Source organism: Pseudomonas fluorescens (assembly GCF_902497995.1).
Classification (GTDB): Bacteria; Pseudomonadota; Gammaproteobacteria; order Pseudomonadales; family Pseudomonadaceae; genus Aquipseudomonas; species Aquipseudomonas fluorescens_BK.
Map to the genome: position 1 here is coordinate 194,237 of NZ_CABVII010000005.1, position 16,407 is coordinate 210,643.

A 16,407-nucleotide genomic window follows, 5' to 3' on the forward strand; every position below is an offset into this window, starting at 1 on the left:
CTTTTATCTCCAAATTGAGCGTCGGGCTCAGCGGATTGATTTATTGGTTGGCAGTGTGGGTAACGGTGATGTTGTGGCTGGAAATCGGTTTTTGTTGTTTTTCAGGCGCAAGCGGGCCCTGCCTCTGAGGTCGTGTGGATGACGCGACCTCAGAGGTTCGGTGTTGCTTGCACAATCAGTCGCTCAGGTGCCGGGCTCGCTGCAGCACCGCATTGAGCAGCACGTCGCAGCCCATGCGGACATCGTCAGGCAGGGCGTCTTCGGCTTCGTTGTGGCTCAGGCCGCCGACACAGGGAATGAAGACCATAGTGGTCGGGCAATGCCCGGCGAGGTGGATGGCGTCATGGCCAGCGCCGCTGACGATGTCCTGGTGGGGGTAACCCAGCATCTGGACCGCCGAACGCACGGCAGCCACGCAGTCGGCATCGAAGGGCGTCGCCGGGCTGAGCCAGTGACGACCGATCGACAGGCTCAGACCGCGCTTGTCTGCAACGAATTGCAGGTGCTCGTATACGGCTTGCTCCATTGCGGCGATCTGTTGGTCTTCGTGGTGGCGCAGGTCGACGGTAAAATTGATCCGGCCGGGGATGGTATTGCGCGATGACTTGGCGATCTCCAGCTGGCCCACGGTGACCAGCCCCTTGGGCGCGAAGTCTCGGGCGAGGGCTTCCAGCACGCTGGCCATTTGCGCGACGCCGAACAGGGCATCCTTGCGCAACGGCATGGGTGTGGTGCCGGCGTGGGCACTGACACCGTCAACCTGCACATCCAGCCAGCAGATCGCCTGGCCACCCGTGACAACGCCTACCGGCAGGCCGTTGTCCTCCAGGATCGGACCTTGTTCGATATGGGCCTCGAAGTAAGAATCGAAGGCCCGCTGCAGGGGCAGGTCTGCGCCATGGCCGATATCGGCCAAGGCTTCAGCGACGCTGATGCCCTGGGCATCACGGGCATCCAATGCGGTTTGCAATGGCAGAATGCCGGTGAACACCGCCGAACCGAACATGGCCGGGGTAAAGCGCGCGCCTTCCTCGTTGGTCCACACGGCGATCTCGATGGGCTGGCGGGTTTCGATGCCTTGATCGTTCAGGCAACGCACCACTTCCAGGCCGCTCAGCACGCCGTAGATACCATCGAAGCGCCCACCTTTGGGTTGGGTGTCCAAGTGGCTGCCCATGACGATCGGCGGCAGGCTGTTGTCCAGGCCTTCACGACGGGCGAAAAGGTTGCCGATGGCGTCGAACGCAATACTCAGACCCGCCTCACGGCACCAGCCCATGAACAACTCGCGACCGGCCAGGTCTTCCCTGGACAGCGCCAGGCGACAATTGCCACCGCGCTCGGTGGCGCCAATTTCGGCCATGTCCATCAGGCTGCCCCACAGGCGCTCACCGTTGACGTTGGATACTTTCATCATTCACCTCTTGTCGCGTGTCTTAGTAGCCCAGGGACGTATCGACCGGGTTGTTCAGGGGTTCACCACGGGCCAGCCGCCGGGTGTTTTCGGCAATCTGGCTGGCGATGCAGTCGTGGGACGCCGCCGAGGCCATGTGCGGGGTGACGATCACCCCGGGCATGCGCCACAGGCGATCGTCGACCGGCAGGGGTTCACGCTCGAAGACGTCGAGCACCGCACCGCGCAACTGACCGCTGCTCAATGCCTGTTGAAGATCGTCGATGCGTACGTGCTGGCCGCGACCGCAGTTGACGACCACCGCACCTGGCGCCAGGGCCTGGAAGGTTTCAGTGCAGAGAATGCCTCGGGTAGCCGAGGTCAACGGCAGCAGGTTGATCAAAAGATCGAGGCCTTCGAGAAAGCCGCTGAACGCCTGTTGGCCGCTGTGGCAGACCACGTTGGGTAGGTTTTTCACGCCGCGCGCCCAGCCGCGAACGCTGTAGCCGGCGCTGGCCAGGTCTTCGGCAATGGCTGCGCCCAACGAACCCAGGCCCATCACACCGACCTTGAAGTCCTTTGCCTGAATCTGTACCGGGCGCTGCCAGAGCTGGTCCGGCTGTTGCTGCAAGACCTGATCGAAGCGTCGGTGATAGTGAATCACCGCCCAGCGTACGTACTCGGTCATGCCTTGGCGGTGCGCGGGATCGACCACTCGGCACACGGGCAAGTCTGGGCAGCTGGGATCGGTGTGCAAGTGATCGACGCCCGCGGCGACCGAATGCACCAGTTGCAGGTTGGGCAGCGCGCCCAGACTGTTGGCCGGCGGGAACCAGCATGCCGCGACCTGGGCTTCACTAGCGACCGGGTCATCGGCCAGCACCACCCGTATATCCGGCGCCTGACGGGCAAAGGCCGCCTGGAGCTGGCCGAGCAGGATGCTGTCGCGCGACAGCAGTACGATGGTGTTCATGAGCAATAGGACTCGCGCTGATCTTCAATCAAGGTCAAGGCGGCATTCCAGCTCAGCCCCATGATCTCCTCGGCTTCGTCGCGGCCGAACTGTTCTGCAGTGTGTCGACAGACTTCTTCGCTGGGGTAGACCAGTTGGCTGCCACCGGCCAGCGCCGCGACCTGCGCCTGGCAGGCGCGCTCCAGGAAGTGAATTTCGTGGAAGGCTTCAGCCACGTTTCCTCCGGCCGCCAGCAGGCCATGGTTACGCAGGATCATGGCCTTGTGTGGTCCCAGATCGGCAACCAGTCGTTCGCGTTCGGACAGCGACAGCGCAATGCCTTCATAGGTGTGATAAGCCAATTTGCCGTAGAACTTCAGTGCATGCTGGCTGATCGGTAACAGGCCTTGCTCCTGGGCAGCCACGGCCATACCGGCTGCGGTGTGGGTATGCACCACGCAATTGAGATCCGGGCGGGCCATGTGGATCGCCGAATGAATCACGAAGCCTGCGGCATTGACACGGGTACGCTCGTTCGCACCGCCCACCACCTGACCATACTGGTCGATGCGCACCAGGTCGCTGGCTTTCATGCGATCGAAGATCACGCCGTAGCGGTTGATCAGGAAGTGGTGTTCAGGGCCTGGAATGCGCAGGGTGATGTGGGTGTCGATCAGGTCGGTCATGCGAAAGTAAGCGACCAGTCGATACAGTGCGGCCAGTTCGCAGCGGGCTTTCCACTCGGCGGGGGCAATGTTGTCGGGTGTGTACATGTGAGCTCCTTGTTAATGCGCAAATTGGGTGGCGGCGACAGTGGTGGTGGATTCGCCGCGCAGCCGGGCCAGGCCGCAAACGCCGATCAGCGACAGGGCAGCCAGTAAACTGAAGAAGATCGCCAATGGCATCCACTGGCCGGCATAGTGGCTGGCCAAGAGGGTGCCGATAATGGGGGTGGATCCCCCGGCGATGGCGCAGATCAGTTGATAGGCGATGGAGATTCCCGAGTAGCGCAAATGCGCTGGAAACGCCTGGGCCATGTAACCGGCGATCACCGCATAGAGGCCAGACAGAACGACCACGGCCATGGCAATGCCGAGGGTCATCAGGACGATGTTCTGAGTGCCGACCAGCAGGAACATGGGGTAGGGGACCAGCATGGACAGCAGGGCGGCCAACTTCAGGAAGCGGCCCTCACCGATGCGCTCGGCCAGCAGTGCGCTGATGGGTTGGGAGATGAACTGGATCACTGTGACCAGGAACAGGCAGTCGAGAATCGTCGAGCGCGCAATGCCCTGGTACTGCGTGACATAGGTGATCATGAACGTGTTGGTGAAGAAGAACCCGGCCGAGCCGATGGTCACTGCAGCCGCCGCGAACAGAATCTGCCGCCAGCAGGTGCGAATCACCTCAAGTACCGGATACTGTACGGTTTCGCCCTTGTCGGCGATTGCCTTGAACTCCGGAGACTCTTGCACGCCAAAACGAATCGCCAGGCCAATCATCATCAGCACACCACTGAACAGGAACGGCAGGCGCCAGCCCCATTCGGCGAATTCCTCAGGTGAAAGCGAGGTCACCAGGCGGAAGGCGATCAATGCCAACAACAAACCCGCCGGGCTGCCCAATTGGGCGAAGGATGCGTAGAAGGTCTTACGCTTGGCCGGGGCGTGCTCACTGGCCATCAGCACGGCACCGCCCCATTCACCGCCCACCGAAATGCCCTGGATGATGCGCAGTGCGATCAAACCGATCGGGGCCCAGATGCCGATGCTGGCATAGCTGGGCAACAAGCCGATGGCGGTGGTTGCCAGGCCCATCAGCAGCATGGTGAACAGCAGCATTTTTTTGCGTCCCAGGCGGTCGCCCAGATGGCCGAAGACCATGCCGGCCATGGGTCTGGCAATAAAGCCCACCGCAAAGGTGCCGAATGCGGCCAGGGTACTGAGCATGGAGTCCGAACTGGGGAAAAACACTTGCCCCAGGATCAGTGCCGCCGCGGTGGCATAGATGTAGAAGTCGTAGAATTCGATGGTCGTGCCAATGAAGGCTGCAGCCGCTGCGCGACGTGGCTGGTTGGTGTGAGTACGCATGCAAGGCCCTTCTTTAATTATTATTCCGACAGGGATCAATCGGATCACGGTAACGCTCTGTCCCTCTGGCGCTTCCGTGCTTTATCTCGTAGCCTCCATAATTAAGCAATTTGCTAATTCTTAATCGCCGATTAAGTCGTGCTAATAATGGACGTCAAGATGAGCAGCAAAAACACCAATGAAGAGCTGATGCAGGCGAGATGGGGAGGGCGGCGTTTCCTCAATGATCGTCTGGACTGGAACTTGTTGCGCACGTATCTGGCCATTGGTCAGGAAGGGAGCATCAGTCGCGCTGCAGCGCGGCTGTTCATTACCCAATCGGCTGTCAGTCAATCGCTCAAGCGGCTGGAAGAGCAGTTGGAGTGCGCCTTGATTTCGCGCAAGGGGCCACGCTTCGATCTCACCGAGGCGGGAGAGGAAGTGCTGCGAATTGCCGAAGAGATGTACGGCAACGTGTCGCGCATCGGCTCGGCCATCGAAGGCCCCCAGGATGATGTGGTGGGCAAGGTTCGCCTGCTCTCGATCAGCCGGGTGCAATCGACGGTCTATGATGATTTTCTTGCGAGTTTTCATCTCAACCACCCGCGTGTGGAGTTGGAAATAGAGGTTCTGCGCAGCTCCGACATTCTCAGTTCGCTGATGCAGAAGACCGCCACCGCCGGTGTCGGTCTATGTCGCATTGCTCAACCCAAGCTTGAGCAGCGTTGCCTGATACGTCAGCGATATGCCTTTTTTTGCGGCAAACGCCATCGTTTTTTCGGCAAGCGGGGCCTCGATCTGGCTGAGTTGCAAGGGGAAAATTTTGTCAGCTTCACAAGCGATCAGATTGGCGGCAATCTTTCGCCGCTTACCGTGTTTCGCGACCAACAGGGCTTCACCGGCAGGATCGTCGCTTCGTCATCAAACTTTGAAGAAATCCGCAGGTTGGTGATCGCAGGGTTTGGTATCGGCTGTTTGCCAGAGCACTTACTCGATGTAGACCTGTACAACGGCATGCTCTGGCGCCTGCCGCCCAGGGATGGTGTTTCGGATGTAGACATTCACTTGTTATGGAACCGCGAGCAAAAAATGACCCATGCAGAAACTGTATTTCTTGAAAGTTTCCAGCATGCCATTGCAGTCGCAGAACAATCCGTTGATCAGGAAGTCGGCAAGCAAGACTGACGTATTGATTGGCATCATCGGTGACGGGTGGTCTGCGCATTCCCGCAAGGCTGCTTGAGCCTTCGCGGCATACGCCGGTGATCAGTCACCTCGCAACACACCCGATCTACACTCCAAATATTGACCGACGTGCCCCTTCTTGCGGCTTGACAGCCGCTCTTAAAGTCATATAGCTTGAAATCGTATACTTTCTACCGAGTGGAGAAGCTGATGACACGTCTAAGAGTTTTTTTCGCATCTACCGCAGCGGCCCTGGGGCTCTCATTGGCAATTTCTGCACCGGTACAGGCCGATACCTTGTCGAAAGTTCGCGAGCGTGGAGTGCTTGTCTGTGGTGTGCACCCTGGCCTGGTCGGCTTTGGTGCGCCCAACAGTGCAGGTGATTGGCAGGGGTTTGATGCGGATTTCTGCAAAGCATTTGCGGCGGCGATTTTCGGGAAGCCGAAAGTCAAGTTTGTCCCGCTGTCCGATCAGGCACGTTTCACGGCGCTGCAGAACGGCGAAGTCGATGTTCTCTCCCGAAACACCACCTGGACCCTGACGCGCGATACCACGATGGGCCTGCAATTTCCGGTGGTGGATTTCTTCGATGGCCAGGGCTTTCTGATCAACAAGAAACTGGGCGTCACCAAGGCGGCGGAGCTCGATGGCGCTACGGTCTGCATTCAGCAGGGCACCACCAGCGAGTATGTGGTGCGCAATTTCTTCGACAAGCTGAAGATCTCGTTCAAACCTGTGGTGATCGAAAGCGGGACTGAATTCTTCTCCGCCTTTTTCGCAAGCCGCTGTGATGTGATCACCAGCGATGTGTCGCAGCTGGCGGTTATCCGGCTCAACTCGGGCAACCCTGAGAACTACGCCATCCTTCCTGATGTGATCTCCAAGTCGCCAATGGGTCCGGTCGTGCGAGGCGATGACAAGCACTTTGCAGACCTCATCAAGTGGACAGTTTTTGCGACCTTTACCGCAGAAGAACTGGGTATCACCAAAGAAAACGTCAAACAAATGCTCACCAGTAACAACGAAGACGTCCGGCGCCTGTTGGGTGTAACACCTGGCGTTGGGGCAGGGCTGGGTCTCAAGGATGACTGGGTGATCAATGTCATCTCCGCGGTAGGCAACTACAAGGAAATCTTCGAGCGCAACGTGGGTGCAAATACGCCCTTGCAGATGAAGCGTGGCCAGAATTCCCTGTGGTCGGACGGTGGTCTGCTGTACGCCCCGCTTTTCTGATCCGTGATGTGAATGGCTCAAACGCCGCATAGATGGCGAATCAGAAACGAGAGGTGAAGGTCATGTCGGCAAGAGATGGCGCAGTTAAACACCAGCACCGGGCAGTCACGTTGTTGGTCCAGCTTGTAGTACTCACGGCTGTCGTGATTGCGGTTTGGTATTTCGGGCACGTGATCAACGAGCGCCTTACACAGAAAGGGATCAATACCGGGTTCGGCTTTCTGTGGACTCGCGCCGGCTTCGACCTCAGCGAAAGCATGATTGCTTTCAGCGGTGACAAGTCCTATGCGTACGCCTTGCTTGCGGGGTTTTCGAACACGCTCAAAGTGGCGTTTTGCGCCATTGTGTTCTCCGTGCTGCTCGGGGTATTGGCGGCGCTGGCGCAGTTGTCAAAATTCGGCCTGGCCAGACGCATTGCCAAAGTGTATGTCTCGACAATCCGCAATACACCGCTACTGTTGCAGCTGTTCTTCTGGTTCGCTGTTTTTACTTACGGTCTACCGGTAGTCCGGGAGGCTCTGGAACCAGTACCGGGTGTGTTCATCAGTAATCGTGGGATCAATTTCCCATGGCCGTCTCCCTTCGCATTGACAGCGATCGTTGCGATCTTTTGCACCGTCGTAGCGTTTGTCCTCAGAAGCGTGCGGACCGGTGGCAGCACACTGAAAAACCCGGGAGCCTTGCTGATACTCCTGAGCCTGATTGCGTTTGTGTCCACGGCCTATGCCCTGTGGTCCGGGCAAATGACATTTGAATGGCCCGCAGCAAGCAAGTTTTCAATCGGCGGCGGTGGGCACTTTTCACCCGAGTTCATGAGTATGTTCATCGGGCTCTCGGTGTACACGGGCACCTATATAGCCGAAGCGATCCGTGGGGCCGTGCAGTCCATTGCTCAGGGACAGGTTGCAGCAGGTTATGCACTGGGCCTGACGCACTTTGGCGTGCTGCGTTACATCGTGATGCCACAAGCGTTCCGGATCGCGATGCCGGCGGTGGTCAGTGAACTGCTGAACCTGATGAAAAACAGTTCGCTCGGTGTCGCCGTTGGATACCCGGAACTGGTCTCGGCGGGAAATACCGCCATGAATCAAACGGGCCAGGCCATCGAATTGATCAGCATATTCATGCTGGTTTACGTCACGGTAAACATCATTACCACGCGGATAATCGGTCTTTGGGAGAAACATTATGCCTGGTGATCTGAATAATGGTGCCCAAGTGTCGATTCCCGCACCCCTAACGCTGATCCAGCGCCTCAAAGGCCTGGGCGCAGGTATGCCAAGCCGGATTGTGCTCGGCGCCCTGTTTCTTTGGGGCGTGGTTTTGGTGGGCCCGGGTATCTTCAAATGGTTGTTGCTTGATGCAACCTTTAGCGGCGATGCCGCGCTATGCCACCAGAACGGAGGCGCTTGCTGGGCGTTCATCGGCACCAAGCTCAATCTCATCCTGTTCGGGGCCTATCCTCCGGAATCGCTTTGGCGTCCGATCACCTTCGTTGCATTGATCGCGGCGGTTGCGCTCTGGTGTTTGTTTCGAGTCCGCCATCACACAGTGTCCATTGTGCTGTGGGTATTGGCCGCGTTGATTGGTTATCTATTGATGAGTGGCGGAGTGTTCGGTCTTGAATCAGTGGATCGTGCGCGTTGGGGCGGACTGCCGATTACCCTGCTGATCAGCATTGCCGGCCTTGTGTGTGCGTTCCCTCTGGGTGTGCTGCTGGCGTTGGGTTGTCGGTCGCAGATGCCGCTGGTCTCTGTTCCGTGCCGGCTTTATGTGGATCTCATCCGCAGTGTTCCGGCAATCACCATTGTCTTCATGACCTTTGCGATCATTCCGTTGATACTTCCGGACGAGCTTATTTTCGACAAGCTTTTTCGGGCAGGTATCGGTCTCTCGCTGTTTACCGCCGCTTACTTTTCCGAAGCCTTGCGCGGTGCCCTGCAAGCACTTTCAGTCGGCCAGCGCCAAGCGTCGGCAAGCCTGGGGTTCGGCTATTGGGGCAGTCATGCCTACGTCATCTTGCCGCAAGTCATCGCCCATTCGCTGCAACCGATCGCCAACATCGCCATCGCGTTCGTCAAGAACAGCTCGCTGTTGATGATCATCGGACTTTTCGATTTGCTTGGATCGGCAAGATCAAGCCTCTATGACGAAAACTGGCAAGGGTTCTACAAGGAGCTCTATCTGTTTGTCGGCGTCATCTACTTCGTTATCTGCATGTATATCCAACACTACGTCGCGTCGATTGAACGTGAGCGTAGGGCCCGCCTGTATCAATAATGGATAAATCCATGAAAGAAATAATAGAAGTACCGTTTTTATCTGACGCGCTCAGACGTTTGAATACTCCGACCTCTTTGCTGATTCGCTCGGGTTCGATGCTCTATACCTGTGGCCTGCCGCCGCTCGATCCGTTGACCGGGAATATTGTTCGAGGCACGATTGTTGAACAGACTCACGCGGTATTGCAGGTGATGAAAGTTGTTCTTGAATCGGCAGGGTCCTGCCTCGATAACGTGGTGAAAACCACGATCTTCGTGACGGATCCATCGATGATGGACGAGGTGAACGCCGTGTACCGCAAGTATTTCCCTGAGAATCCACCCGTCCGCTCATTCGTTGCAGTCAAGCCTTGGCCGTTTCCGTTTGATATTGAAATCGATGTGGTCGCCCATCTTTAGAGATCGGATTTTCTGTCAGATGCTCGATGAAGGAATGTATTCGATGAAAAATGACATTGCCGTATTTGATGCAACTCAAGTGGCCAAACTCATCGGTCAGATTGATGTGCTGTCCGCATTGCGTCGCATGTTCCTGGCGTTGGCACAGGAAAAGGCGGTGCAACCGCCACAACTGCGCAATCCGTTTCCCAATGGGCAAGGCAACTTTATCAGCTATCTGGGAACGCTTGGCGAAGAGCGGGTCTTTGGCGCAAAGCTCTCGCCCTACATCCCGCGTCCGGAAGGGGCCCTGGTGACGGCCTGGACGTTGATGATGTCGATGGATGACGGTCAACCTCGCTTGCTCTGTGATTCGGGACAACTGACGGTTGAGCGAACGGCGGGAACCACAGCACTCGCCGTCGATTTGCTCGCGCCCGCGCATGTCAGCAAACTGGCCGTGGTGGGAGCAGGGCGGCTGGGTCAGGCTCATGCCCGGCATGTCCTGGCACTGCGCGAGTGGGGGGATATCAGGTTGTACTCACCGAATATTGGCTCTCTACCAGCGTCCGAGCAACAGGCACTCCGGGACATCGATCCGCGCGTCAGTATTCATGCCGAACTCGCCAGTGCTGTCGATGATGCGGATGTCATCATGCTGTGCACCTCGGCCGGTCGAACGGTGCTTGACCCCGCCATGCTGAAAAAGCCGGCGCTGATCACGTCCATTTGTACCAATGCGCCCCTGGCACATGAAGTGCCGCCTGAGTCCTTGCTGAACATGAATGTCTATTGCGATTACCGGGCTACGACGCCCGACAGTGCAGGGGAGATGCTCCTGGCAAAAGACCAGCATGGCTGGTTGCCCGAGAGTATTTGCGGAGATTTGCCGGAGCTGATGACGGGAGTCGCCCGACTTCCCGATCCCGAGCGCCATACCTTCTTTCGCTCGATCGGATTGGGGCTGGAGGATATCGCCATTGCCAATGAGCTTTATCAGTTGCATATGAAGAACAACTGAGTAGAGGTTTGGAAAGTCGTTCTGCCTATTTCAGCGTAATAATAAGCCGGGGGATGGAAACATCCCCCGGCTTATTATTTGGGAGGCTGCCATGGCCGCCGTTACCGATACGCTGAAGCTGTTTCTCGCCGGCGACGTCATGACCGCCCGCGGCATCGACGCAGTATTGCCGCATCCTGGCGATCCGCGGCTGTACGAAGCTTACGTCAAGGATGCCGACGATTATGTCCGGCTGGCAGAACGACGCAATGGCCCGATTCCCCGTCCAGTCGATTTCCCCTATGTCTGGGGTGCTGCGCTGGATGAGTTCGAACTTCGCCAGCCACACGCACGTATCATCAATCTGGAAACTGCAGTGTCCCGCCGCGGACGGCCGGAGCCAAAGGGCATCAATTACCGCATGAGCCCGGAGAACTTCCCGGCGATCAGCGCAGCCGGCATCGACTGCTGCGTGCTGGCCAACAACCATGTGCTGGACTGGGGCGCAGCCGGCCTGGCCGACACGCTGGAGACCCTGGCGAGCAACGGTATCTGCAGCGCCGGCGCCGGGCACGACCGGCAATCTGCCGAAGCGCCCGCCGTGCTGTCGCAGCCTGGCCGGCGGCGCTTGCTGGTGTTTGGCCTCGGCGCACCCGACAGCGGCATCGCGCCGGACTGGGTCGCCACGGAGAGGCGCGCGGGCGTCGCGCGGCTGGAGGATCTGTCGATGCAAAGCCTGCGCCCGGTGGCCAAACGGATTCTCGAGGGCAAAAAGCCGGGGGATCTGGTGGTCGCCTCCATTCACTGGGGCGGTAACTGGGGGTTCGATATCCCGCGCGAGCAAGTCCGGTTCGCCCATGCCTTGATCGACGAGGCCGGAGTTGACGTGGTGCACGGGCACTCCTCGCACCACGTCAAGGGCATCGAGGTGTACCGCGAACGCCTGATTCTCTATGGCTGCGGTGATCTTCTGGACGATTACGAAGGCATCGAGGGCCACACAGCCTTTCGCGGCGACCTGGGGCTTCTATACTTTGCCTCGCTGGAGCCGGGCGGGCACCTGCAGTCGCTGGAGCTGATACCCACCCGCCTGCGGCGCTTTCGCCTCTGTCGCGCCGAAGGGGATGACCGTCAATGGCTGCATGACACCCTTTCTCGGGAGTGCGCACGCCTAGGCAGCAGCATCCAGCCGGGCGCGAAAAATGCCTTCGAGTTGCTTTGGTAGGAGTCCCTGGCAACTCCGAGTGATCAATGTTGCAGGATCTTGGAGAGGAAGTCCTTGGCACGCGGGGAGCGTGCTTCGGGGGTGCCGAAGAACGCTTCCTTTTTACAGTCTTCAATGATTTTTCCCGCGTCCATGAAAATCACGCGATCACTGACCTTCCTGGCAAAGCCCATTTCGTGGGTGACGCACATCATGGTCATGCCCTCGTCTGCCAGCTTGATCATGACGTCCAGAACCTCGCCGACCATTTCCGGGTCCAGGGCCGAGGTGGGTTCGTCAAACAGCATCACGATCGGGTCCATCGATAACGCACGAGCAATGGCCACGCGCTGCTGCTGGCCACCTGAAAGTTGCCCTGGAAACTTGTCTTTGTGGGCGCTCAGGCCAACACGATCGAGCATCTTCAAACCCCGTTTGAGCGCCTCGTCCTGGCCACGGCCCAGCACCTTCATCTGGGCGAGTGTCAGGTTTTGCGTCACGGACAGGTGCGGAAACAACTCGAAGTGTTGAAACACCATGCCGACGCGGCTGCGTAGCTTGGGCAGGTTGGTTTTCGGGTCCGAGAGGCTGATGCCGTCGACGACAATTTCGCCTTTCTGGAAGGGCTCCAGTGCATTGACCGTTTTGATCAGCGTTGATTTGCCAGAACCGGAAGGGCCGCACACCACGACGACTTCACTCTTTTGTATGGCGGTCGAGCAGTCGCTCAGTACCTGAAAGTTGCCGTACCACTTGGAAACATTTTTTATGTTGATCACGGTGGTTGTCCTGATGTGGTTGCAGATGGCGCAAGAGGGACGAGGACCTGATCGCAACCGGCTAACCAGGGTGTCTCCAACTCCTTCCTACTGTAGAAAGTATACGATTACTGATTCGCCAACAACAACAACAAAGCGATGAATCAGGCTCGTATTTCAGATGAATGGGGAGAGGGACTGGATTGCCGTTCGAGGGGCAGGGCTGAGGATGCCGTCCTTGTTCGTTTTCGTATAATCGTATACGGTTGTACATAATGATGTAGTTGTTACTCGTATCTGCCAACCCCAGACACGCCTTTAAATCGCTCCTGGCCACTTAGTGTCATATGTCTAACCAATCACCACTGAAATACATTGCAGGTCTGATTCCGCTGGCACGTGTGTCCGCGCCCCAGTTTGTGGCTGCTGTCATCAGGGAAGCGATTGTCACCGGCGCGCTTTCCGGCAGCGAACCGCTTCGTCAGGACCTGATCGCTACCGAACTCAACACCAGCAAGGTGCCGGTTCGCGAGGCGCTGCGCGAGCTTGAAGGTCAGGGACTGGTCCAGTTCATGCCGAATCGGGGCTTCATGGTGACACCGCCGTCCCTGAATGAAATGAATGAGTGCTTTGAGTTAAGAGCGGTTTTAGAGCCGCTGGCCGTCCGCCATTCGGTACCGCTCTCGACACCGGAGCAACTCGATGCTGTCGAACGCATCATCGATGAGTTCGAGAAAGTTCAGGATCCTCTCCTGAGCAGTCAATGGAACCTTTCGCTGCATACGGCGCTTTATGCACCTGCGCAAATGAAACACCTGGAAAATATGATCACCCGTGCGCACACCATTGCGCAGCGCTATACGCACATCTATATGCAGTTGCGATCCGCAGGGATTGATAGCCAGGACGAGCACCGTGCGATCCTCGCGGCGTACCGGGCAAAAGACGTGGAGGCGGCCGTTGCGTTGATGACAACGCATCTCAAGCAAGCATCGGATGAGGCGGCTGAGTACCTGAAGGACCACTTTGAGGTGTAGGAGCAGCCGGTCGACACTCGATTGCTTCGGGCGGCGTTCCGACGATGGACTCGAGGACGGCGCGTTTATTCAGAAAACACGCGTTATCGTTAACGTCCATCGCGAGCAGGCTCGCTCCCACAGGGGCGCAGCGTTTAGCCTGCGCACCTTCTTTTTTTCTCCTTATCTGGACTTCAATACTTTCGGATTGGAGTTGCCCCAGATCGTGTAGAGATCCGCCAACAATGCGCCGTTGATGGTCTCAAGCTCCGTCTGGGTAATCTCGTCATTGCCCTGTTTACCGTACAGAACGACCTCGTCTCCCGGCTGCACGCCCTTGATGCCACTGACGTCAACCATCAGCGTGTTCATGGTGACCTTGCCGATCACCGGCGCGCGTTGGCCGTGGATCAGCACTGAGGCTTTATTGGAGAACGCTCTTCGATAACCGTCGGAGTAACCGGCCGGGATGTTGGCGATCAACGAGTCTTTGCCCAGGGTAAAGGTGCGGTCGTAGCTGATCGAACTGCCCGCCGAGTAGGCGTTGACTGCCGCGACCCGGGATTTGAACTGCATCACCCGCTGGAATTCGTTATGCCCACCCACTGGGTAACCATAGAGCGCAGCCCCTGGGCGAACCATGTCCAGCCAACCTTCCGGCACCTCAAGGGTGGTGAAGGTATTGGCGCAGTGCAGGGTGATCCGGCTGCGGTCCAGTTTGGCGTGCTCGATCAGCCAGCCGGACTGTTCCTTGAATTTGGCCAGTCCCTGAAGCACATCTTCTCGTTCTTCGACCGGGAAGTGGGTCATGATTCCGACGATGTTCAGGTGATCCAGCCGGGTCAGATCCACCGCCTGTTGTTTTCCTTCGGCCGTGCTCATTTCCAGACCGTTGCGGCTCATGCCCGCCGAATTCAGCGCCAGGTGAACAGGCAGCTTCACGCCCTTGCGGGTGGCCAGTTCATTGAGCTGACGTGCAACCTCCAGGTTGCCGACCAGTTCTTCGATGTTGTAGCGCAGTGCATTCCCGACCTCTTCAACGGTAGCGCTGCGCAAACGCATCAGGCGTCCCTTGAAGCCTTTTTCCCGTGCAACACGCGCCTCCTCGTTGCTCGCCACGCCGATACAGTTGATCCCCATCCGGATGGCGGAAGGGATCAGTAAACCAATGCCGTTTCCATAAGCGTCGGCTTTCATCACCGCACACATCTGGCTTTTACCCGCCAGCCGTTGCTGGAGCTTGGTGATGTTCCCTTCGAAGGCCGCTTGATCTATCTCCAGCCAAGTGTTGGCCTGGCCTGATTGATTGTCGGCGCGAGGATGTTCAGGTGTGGGGTCGAGCAAAGGGGCGGCATTGACCACCGGCATCATTGTCGTCAAGGCCAGGGCGAGCGTCAGCGTGCTGAGCATGAAACGTGGCATATCGAGTCTTCCATACTGGATAAGGTATTAAGCCCGAAGCCTTACGTCGGCTGGTGCTGAAGGCTGCAGCAGCGAGAACAGGTCCTTGGGATCTTGCAGCTCCGGCACCAGTTGGATGTCGCTGCCAATGTCGAGTGTTCTTGCAACATCCAACACATAGCGCAAGGCGGAGTAGTCCTCGATGGCGAAGCCGACCGAGTCGAACAAGGTGACTTCCTCGGCGTGCTGGCGACCTTGAGTCTGGCCATTGATGACTTTCCAGAACTCGATGACCGGTGAGTCGACGGGCATCTGCTGTATTTCGCCTTCAATGCGGCTTTGCGGTTCGTACTCAACCATGACCCGCGCACGCTCCACGATGTCCCGGTGCAGCTCGGTCTTGCCGGGACAGTCACCGCCCACAGCGTTGAGGTGCATCCCAGGCTCGATCATCTCCGGCGTCAAGATAGTTGCGTATGCCTTGTCGGCCGTGACCGTGGTCACGATATCGGCACCACGTACCGCTTCCGCGACGGATTTGGCAACGGTCACCTGTATGGCGGGGTAGGCCCGCAGGTTGGCTACCAGCTTCGCCGTCGCGGCAGGATCGATGTCGTAGAGGCTGATTTCATTAATGCCTGACAATGTATGAAAGGCCAGGGCCTGGAATTCGCTTTGTGAGCCGTTGCCGATGAGTGCCATGCGGCGACTGTCCGGTCGGGCGAGGTAGCGGGCCGCGAGTGCAGAAGTGGCAGCGGTGCGAATGGCGGTAGTCAGCGTCATTTCACTCAGTAAAACAGGCTTGCCGGTATTGACGTCTCCCAGTGCACCAAACGCCATGACCGTCAGCATGCCATTGTGCGTGTTCTTCGGATGTCCGTTGACATACTTGAAGGCGTAGAGCGCTGCATCAGACACTGGCATCAGCTCGATGACGCCCTCGGGTGAGTGGTTCGCCAGGCGCGCGCATTTTTCGAAATCCGGCCAGCGTACGTAGTCTTGACGGATGTACTCGGCCATTTCGATCAGGCAACGCGGCAAGCCTTTTTCCTGCACCAGACGGCTCAGATCATTGACGTCAATGTAACGGGTCATATTGGGTTCCTTTGGGCGTTTTTGGGTGTGCCGGTCTGGACTACCTTTCGCTTTGGCGACTGAAACTCAGGAGGTGGTCCATGTATTTGCAACGGATCTATTGTCGAGGCAATGGAGAGAAGATTTCGGCCAATACTGACCCTGGATACAGCGCGAGAAGTCGAAAAACAGAGCGTGCACAGCGGAATCGGCCGGGTGACAAAGTGACCGCTCGGACCTCGCTCGCACGGCGCAAACGCCATGTGCTTCACGAAGCATCAGTTGCGCAGATGAAGAAGGCCTCCAAGACCCTCACATGTCCTGTGCCGCTCCCATCCCGTGGAGAAACAGTGACTTACGGCAGACGACAGAATCGGCTGTGAAAGCCCTTCGTTCAGCGCAGTTACGCTGTTTGAGCGAGGCGTTACGACACCAGCGCCACCCCGGAAATTGGCATTCTGA

At 57.9% G+C, this 16,407-nt stretch carries 15 protein-coding genes; 8 read left to right on the plus strand and 7 right to left on the minus strand.

Features of this window, described 5'->3' with window-relative positions; genetic code table 11:
• Positions 1-175: 175 nt before the first annotated feature.
• Genes F8N80_RS08135 through F8N80_RS08150 form a run of 4 tightly spaced genes read right to left on the minus strand, consistent with a single transcriptional unit; the run spans position 176 to position 4,435 of the window.
• The gene (locus tag F8N80_RS08135; protein ID WP_150783692.1) at positions 176-1,414 is read right to left on the minus strand and encodes a Zn-dependent hydrolase; all 1,239 of its coding nucleotides are present in this window, start codon (positions 1,412-1,414) and stop codon (positions 176-178) included.
• 22 nt (positions 1,415-1,436) lie between these two features.
• Positions 1,437-2,366: a 2-hydroxyacid dehydrogenase gene (locus F8N80_RS08140; protein ID WP_150746346.1), complete on the minus strand. Its 930-nt coding sequence runs from the start codon at positions 2,364-2,366 to the stop codon at positions 1,437-1,439.
• Entirely contained in the window at positions 2,363-3,118 is a 756-nt protein-coding gene (locus F8N80_RS08145; RefSeq protein ID WP_150746345.1) for a class II aldolase/adducin family protein, read from the minus strand. The genes F8N80_RS08140 and F8N80_RS08145 overlap by 4 nt, the downstream gene beginning before the upstream one ends.
• 12 nt (positions 3,119-3,130) lie before the next feature.
• Positions 3,131-4,435: an MFS transporter gene (locus tag F8N80_RS08150; protein ID WP_150746344.1), complete on the minus strand. Its 1,305-nt coding sequence runs from the start codon at positions 4,433-4,435 to the stop codon at positions 3,131-3,133.
• A 159-nt stretch (positions 4,436-4,594) separates the two neighbouring features.
• Here F8N80_RS08150 and F8N80_RS08155 point away from each other — a divergent pair, with 159 nt between their 5' ends.
• The 7 genes from F8N80_RS08155 (at position 4,595) to F8N80_RS08185 (ending at position 11,717) form a co-directional block, all read left to right on the plus strand.
• Positions 4,595-5,599, plus strand: a complete 1,005-nt coding sequence (locus tag F8N80_RS08155) for a LysR family transcriptional regulator (RefSeq protein ID WP_150746343.1) — start codon at positions 4,595-4,597, stop codon at positions 5,597-5,599.
• A 210-nt stretch (positions 5,600-5,809) separates the two neighbouring features.
• The gene (locus tag F8N80_RS08160; protein ID WP_150746342.1) at positions 5,810-6,832 is read left to right on the plus strand and encodes an amino acid ABC transporter substrate-binding protein; all 1,023 of its coding nucleotides are present in this window, start codon (positions 5,810-5,812) and stop codon (positions 6,830-6,832) included.
• A gap of 62 nt (positions 6,833-6,894) precedes the next feature.
• Complete coding sequence (locus F8N80_RS08165) at positions 6,895-8,031, plus strand: ABC transporter permease subunit (protein ID WP_150746391.1); 1,137 nt, start codon at positions 6,895-6,897, stop codon at positions 8,029-8,031.
• Positions 8,021-9,112: an amino acid ABC transporter permease gene (locus tag F8N80_RS08170; RefSeq protein WP_150746341.1), complete on the plus strand. Its 1,092-nt coding sequence runs from the start codon at positions 8,021-8,023 to the stop codon at positions 9,110-9,112. Before F8N80_RS08165 ends, F8N80_RS08170 begins: the two co-directional genes overlap by 11 nt.
• Positions 9,113-9,123: 11 nt before the next feature.
• The gene (locus F8N80_RS08175; protein ID WP_008018114.1) at positions 9,124-9,513 is read left to right on the plus strand and encodes a RidA family protein; all 390 of its coding nucleotides are present in this window, start codon (positions 9,124-9,126) and stop codon (positions 9,511-9,513) included.
• A gap of 43 nt (positions 9,514-9,556) precedes the next feature.
• Positions 9,557-10,513, plus strand: a complete 957-nt coding sequence (locus tag F8N80_RS08180; protein WP_150783652.1) for an ornithine cyclodeaminase family protein — start codon at positions 9,557-9,559, stop codon at positions 10,511-10,513.
• A gap of 91 nt (positions 10,514-10,604) precedes the next feature.
• Entirely contained in the window at positions 10,605-11,717 is a 1,113-nt protein-coding gene (locus tag F8N80_RS08185) for a CapA family protein (RefSeq protein WP_150783653.1), read from the plus strand.
• Positions 11,718-11,740: 23 nt separating this feature from the next.
• Here the strand turns inward: F8N80_RS08185 and F8N80_RS08190 are convergent, their stop codons facing one another.
• Positions 11,741-12,475 carry an amino acid ABC transporter ATP-binding protein gene (locus tag F8N80_RS08190; protein ID WP_150783654.1) on the minus strand — a complete coding sequence of 245 codons (735 nt, stop codon included), beginning with the start codon at positions 12,473-12,475 and terminating at the stop codon, positions 11,741-11,743.
• 326 nt (positions 12,476-12,801) lie between these two features.
• On the opposite strand from F8N80_RS08190, the gene F8N80_RS08195 reads away from it, so the two are divergent.
• Positions 12,802-13,491, plus strand: coding sequence for a GntR family transcriptional regulator (locus tag F8N80_RS08195; RefSeq protein WP_150755298.1), 690 nt, complete (start codon positions 12,802-12,804; stop codon positions 13,489-13,491).
• Between the two features lie 162 nt (positions 13,492-13,653).
• On the opposite strand, the gene alr is transcribed toward F8N80_RS08195, so the two are convergent.
• Both alr and F8N80_RS08205 read right to left on the minus strand, forming a co-directional pair.
• Positions 13,654-14,892 carry an alanine racemase gene (alr, locus tag F8N80_RS08200; protein ID WP_150783655.1) on the minus strand — a complete coding sequence of 413 codons (1,239 nt, stop codon included), beginning with the start codon at positions 14,890-14,892 and terminating at the stop codon, positions 13,654-13,656.
• A 27-nt stretch (positions 14,893-14,919) separates the two neighbouring features.
• Complete coding sequence (locus tag F8N80_RS08205; protein ID WP_150783656.1) at positions 14,920-15,966, minus strand: ornithine cyclodeaminase; 1,047 nt, start codon at positions 15,964-15,966, stop codon at positions 14,920-14,922.
• Between the last annotated feature and the right edge of the window lie 441 nt (positions 15,967-16,407).

Coding starts and splice junctions, on each gene's coding strand:
- F8N80_RS08135 (WP_150783692.1), bottom strand. CDS start 1,414: ATGAAAGTATCCAACGTCAACGGTGAGCGCCTGTGGGGCAGCCTGATG.
- F8N80_RS08140 (WP_150746346.1), bottom strand. CDS start 2,366: ATGAACACCATCGTACTGCTGTCGCGCGACAGCATCCTGCTCGGCCAG.
- F8N80_RS08145 (WP_150746345.1), bottom strand. CDS start 3,118: ATGTACACACCCGACAACATTGCCCCCGCCGAGTGGAAAGCCCGCTGC.
- F8N80_RS08150 (WP_150746344.1), bottom strand. CDS start 4,435: ATGCGTACTCACACCAACCAGCCACGTCGCGCAGCGGCTGCAGCCTTC.
- F8N80_RS08155 (WP_150746343.1), top strand. CDS start 4,595: ATGAGCAGCAAAAACACCAATGAAGAGCTGATGCAGGCGAGATGGGGA.
- F8N80_RS08160 (WP_150746342.1), top strand. CDS start 5,810: ATGACACGTCTAAGAGTTTTTTTCGCATCTACCGCAGCGGCCCTGGGG.
- F8N80_RS08165 (WP_150746391.1), top strand. CDS start 6,895: ATGTCGGCAAGAGATGGCGCAGTTAAACACCAGCACCGGGCAGTCACG.
- F8N80_RS08170 (WP_150746341.1), top strand. CDS start 8,021: ATGCCTGGTGATCTGAATAATGGTGCCCAAGTGTCGATTCCCGCACCC.
- F8N80_RS08175 (WP_008018114.1), top strand. CDS start 9,124: ATGAAAGAAATAATAGAAGTACCGTTTTTATCTGACGCGCTCAGACGT.
- F8N80_RS08180 (WP_150783652.1), top strand. CDS start 9,557: ATGAAAAATGACATTGCCGTATTTGATGCAACTCAAGTGGCCAAACTC.
- F8N80_RS08185 (WP_150783653.1), top strand. CDS start 10,605: ATGGCCGCCGTTACCGATACGCTGAAGCTGTTTCTCGCCGGCGACGTC.
- F8N80_RS08195 (WP_150755298.1), top strand. CDS start 12,802: ATGTCTAACCAATCACCACTGAAATACATTGCAGGTCTGATTCCGCTG.
- alr (WP_150783655.1), bottom strand. CDS start 14,892: ATGCCACGTTTCATGCTCAGCACGCTGACGCTCGCCCTGGCCTTGACG.
- F8N80_RS08205 (WP_150783656.1), bottom strand. CDS start 15,966: ATGACCCGTTACATTGACGTCAATGATCTGAGCCGTCTGGTGCAGGAA.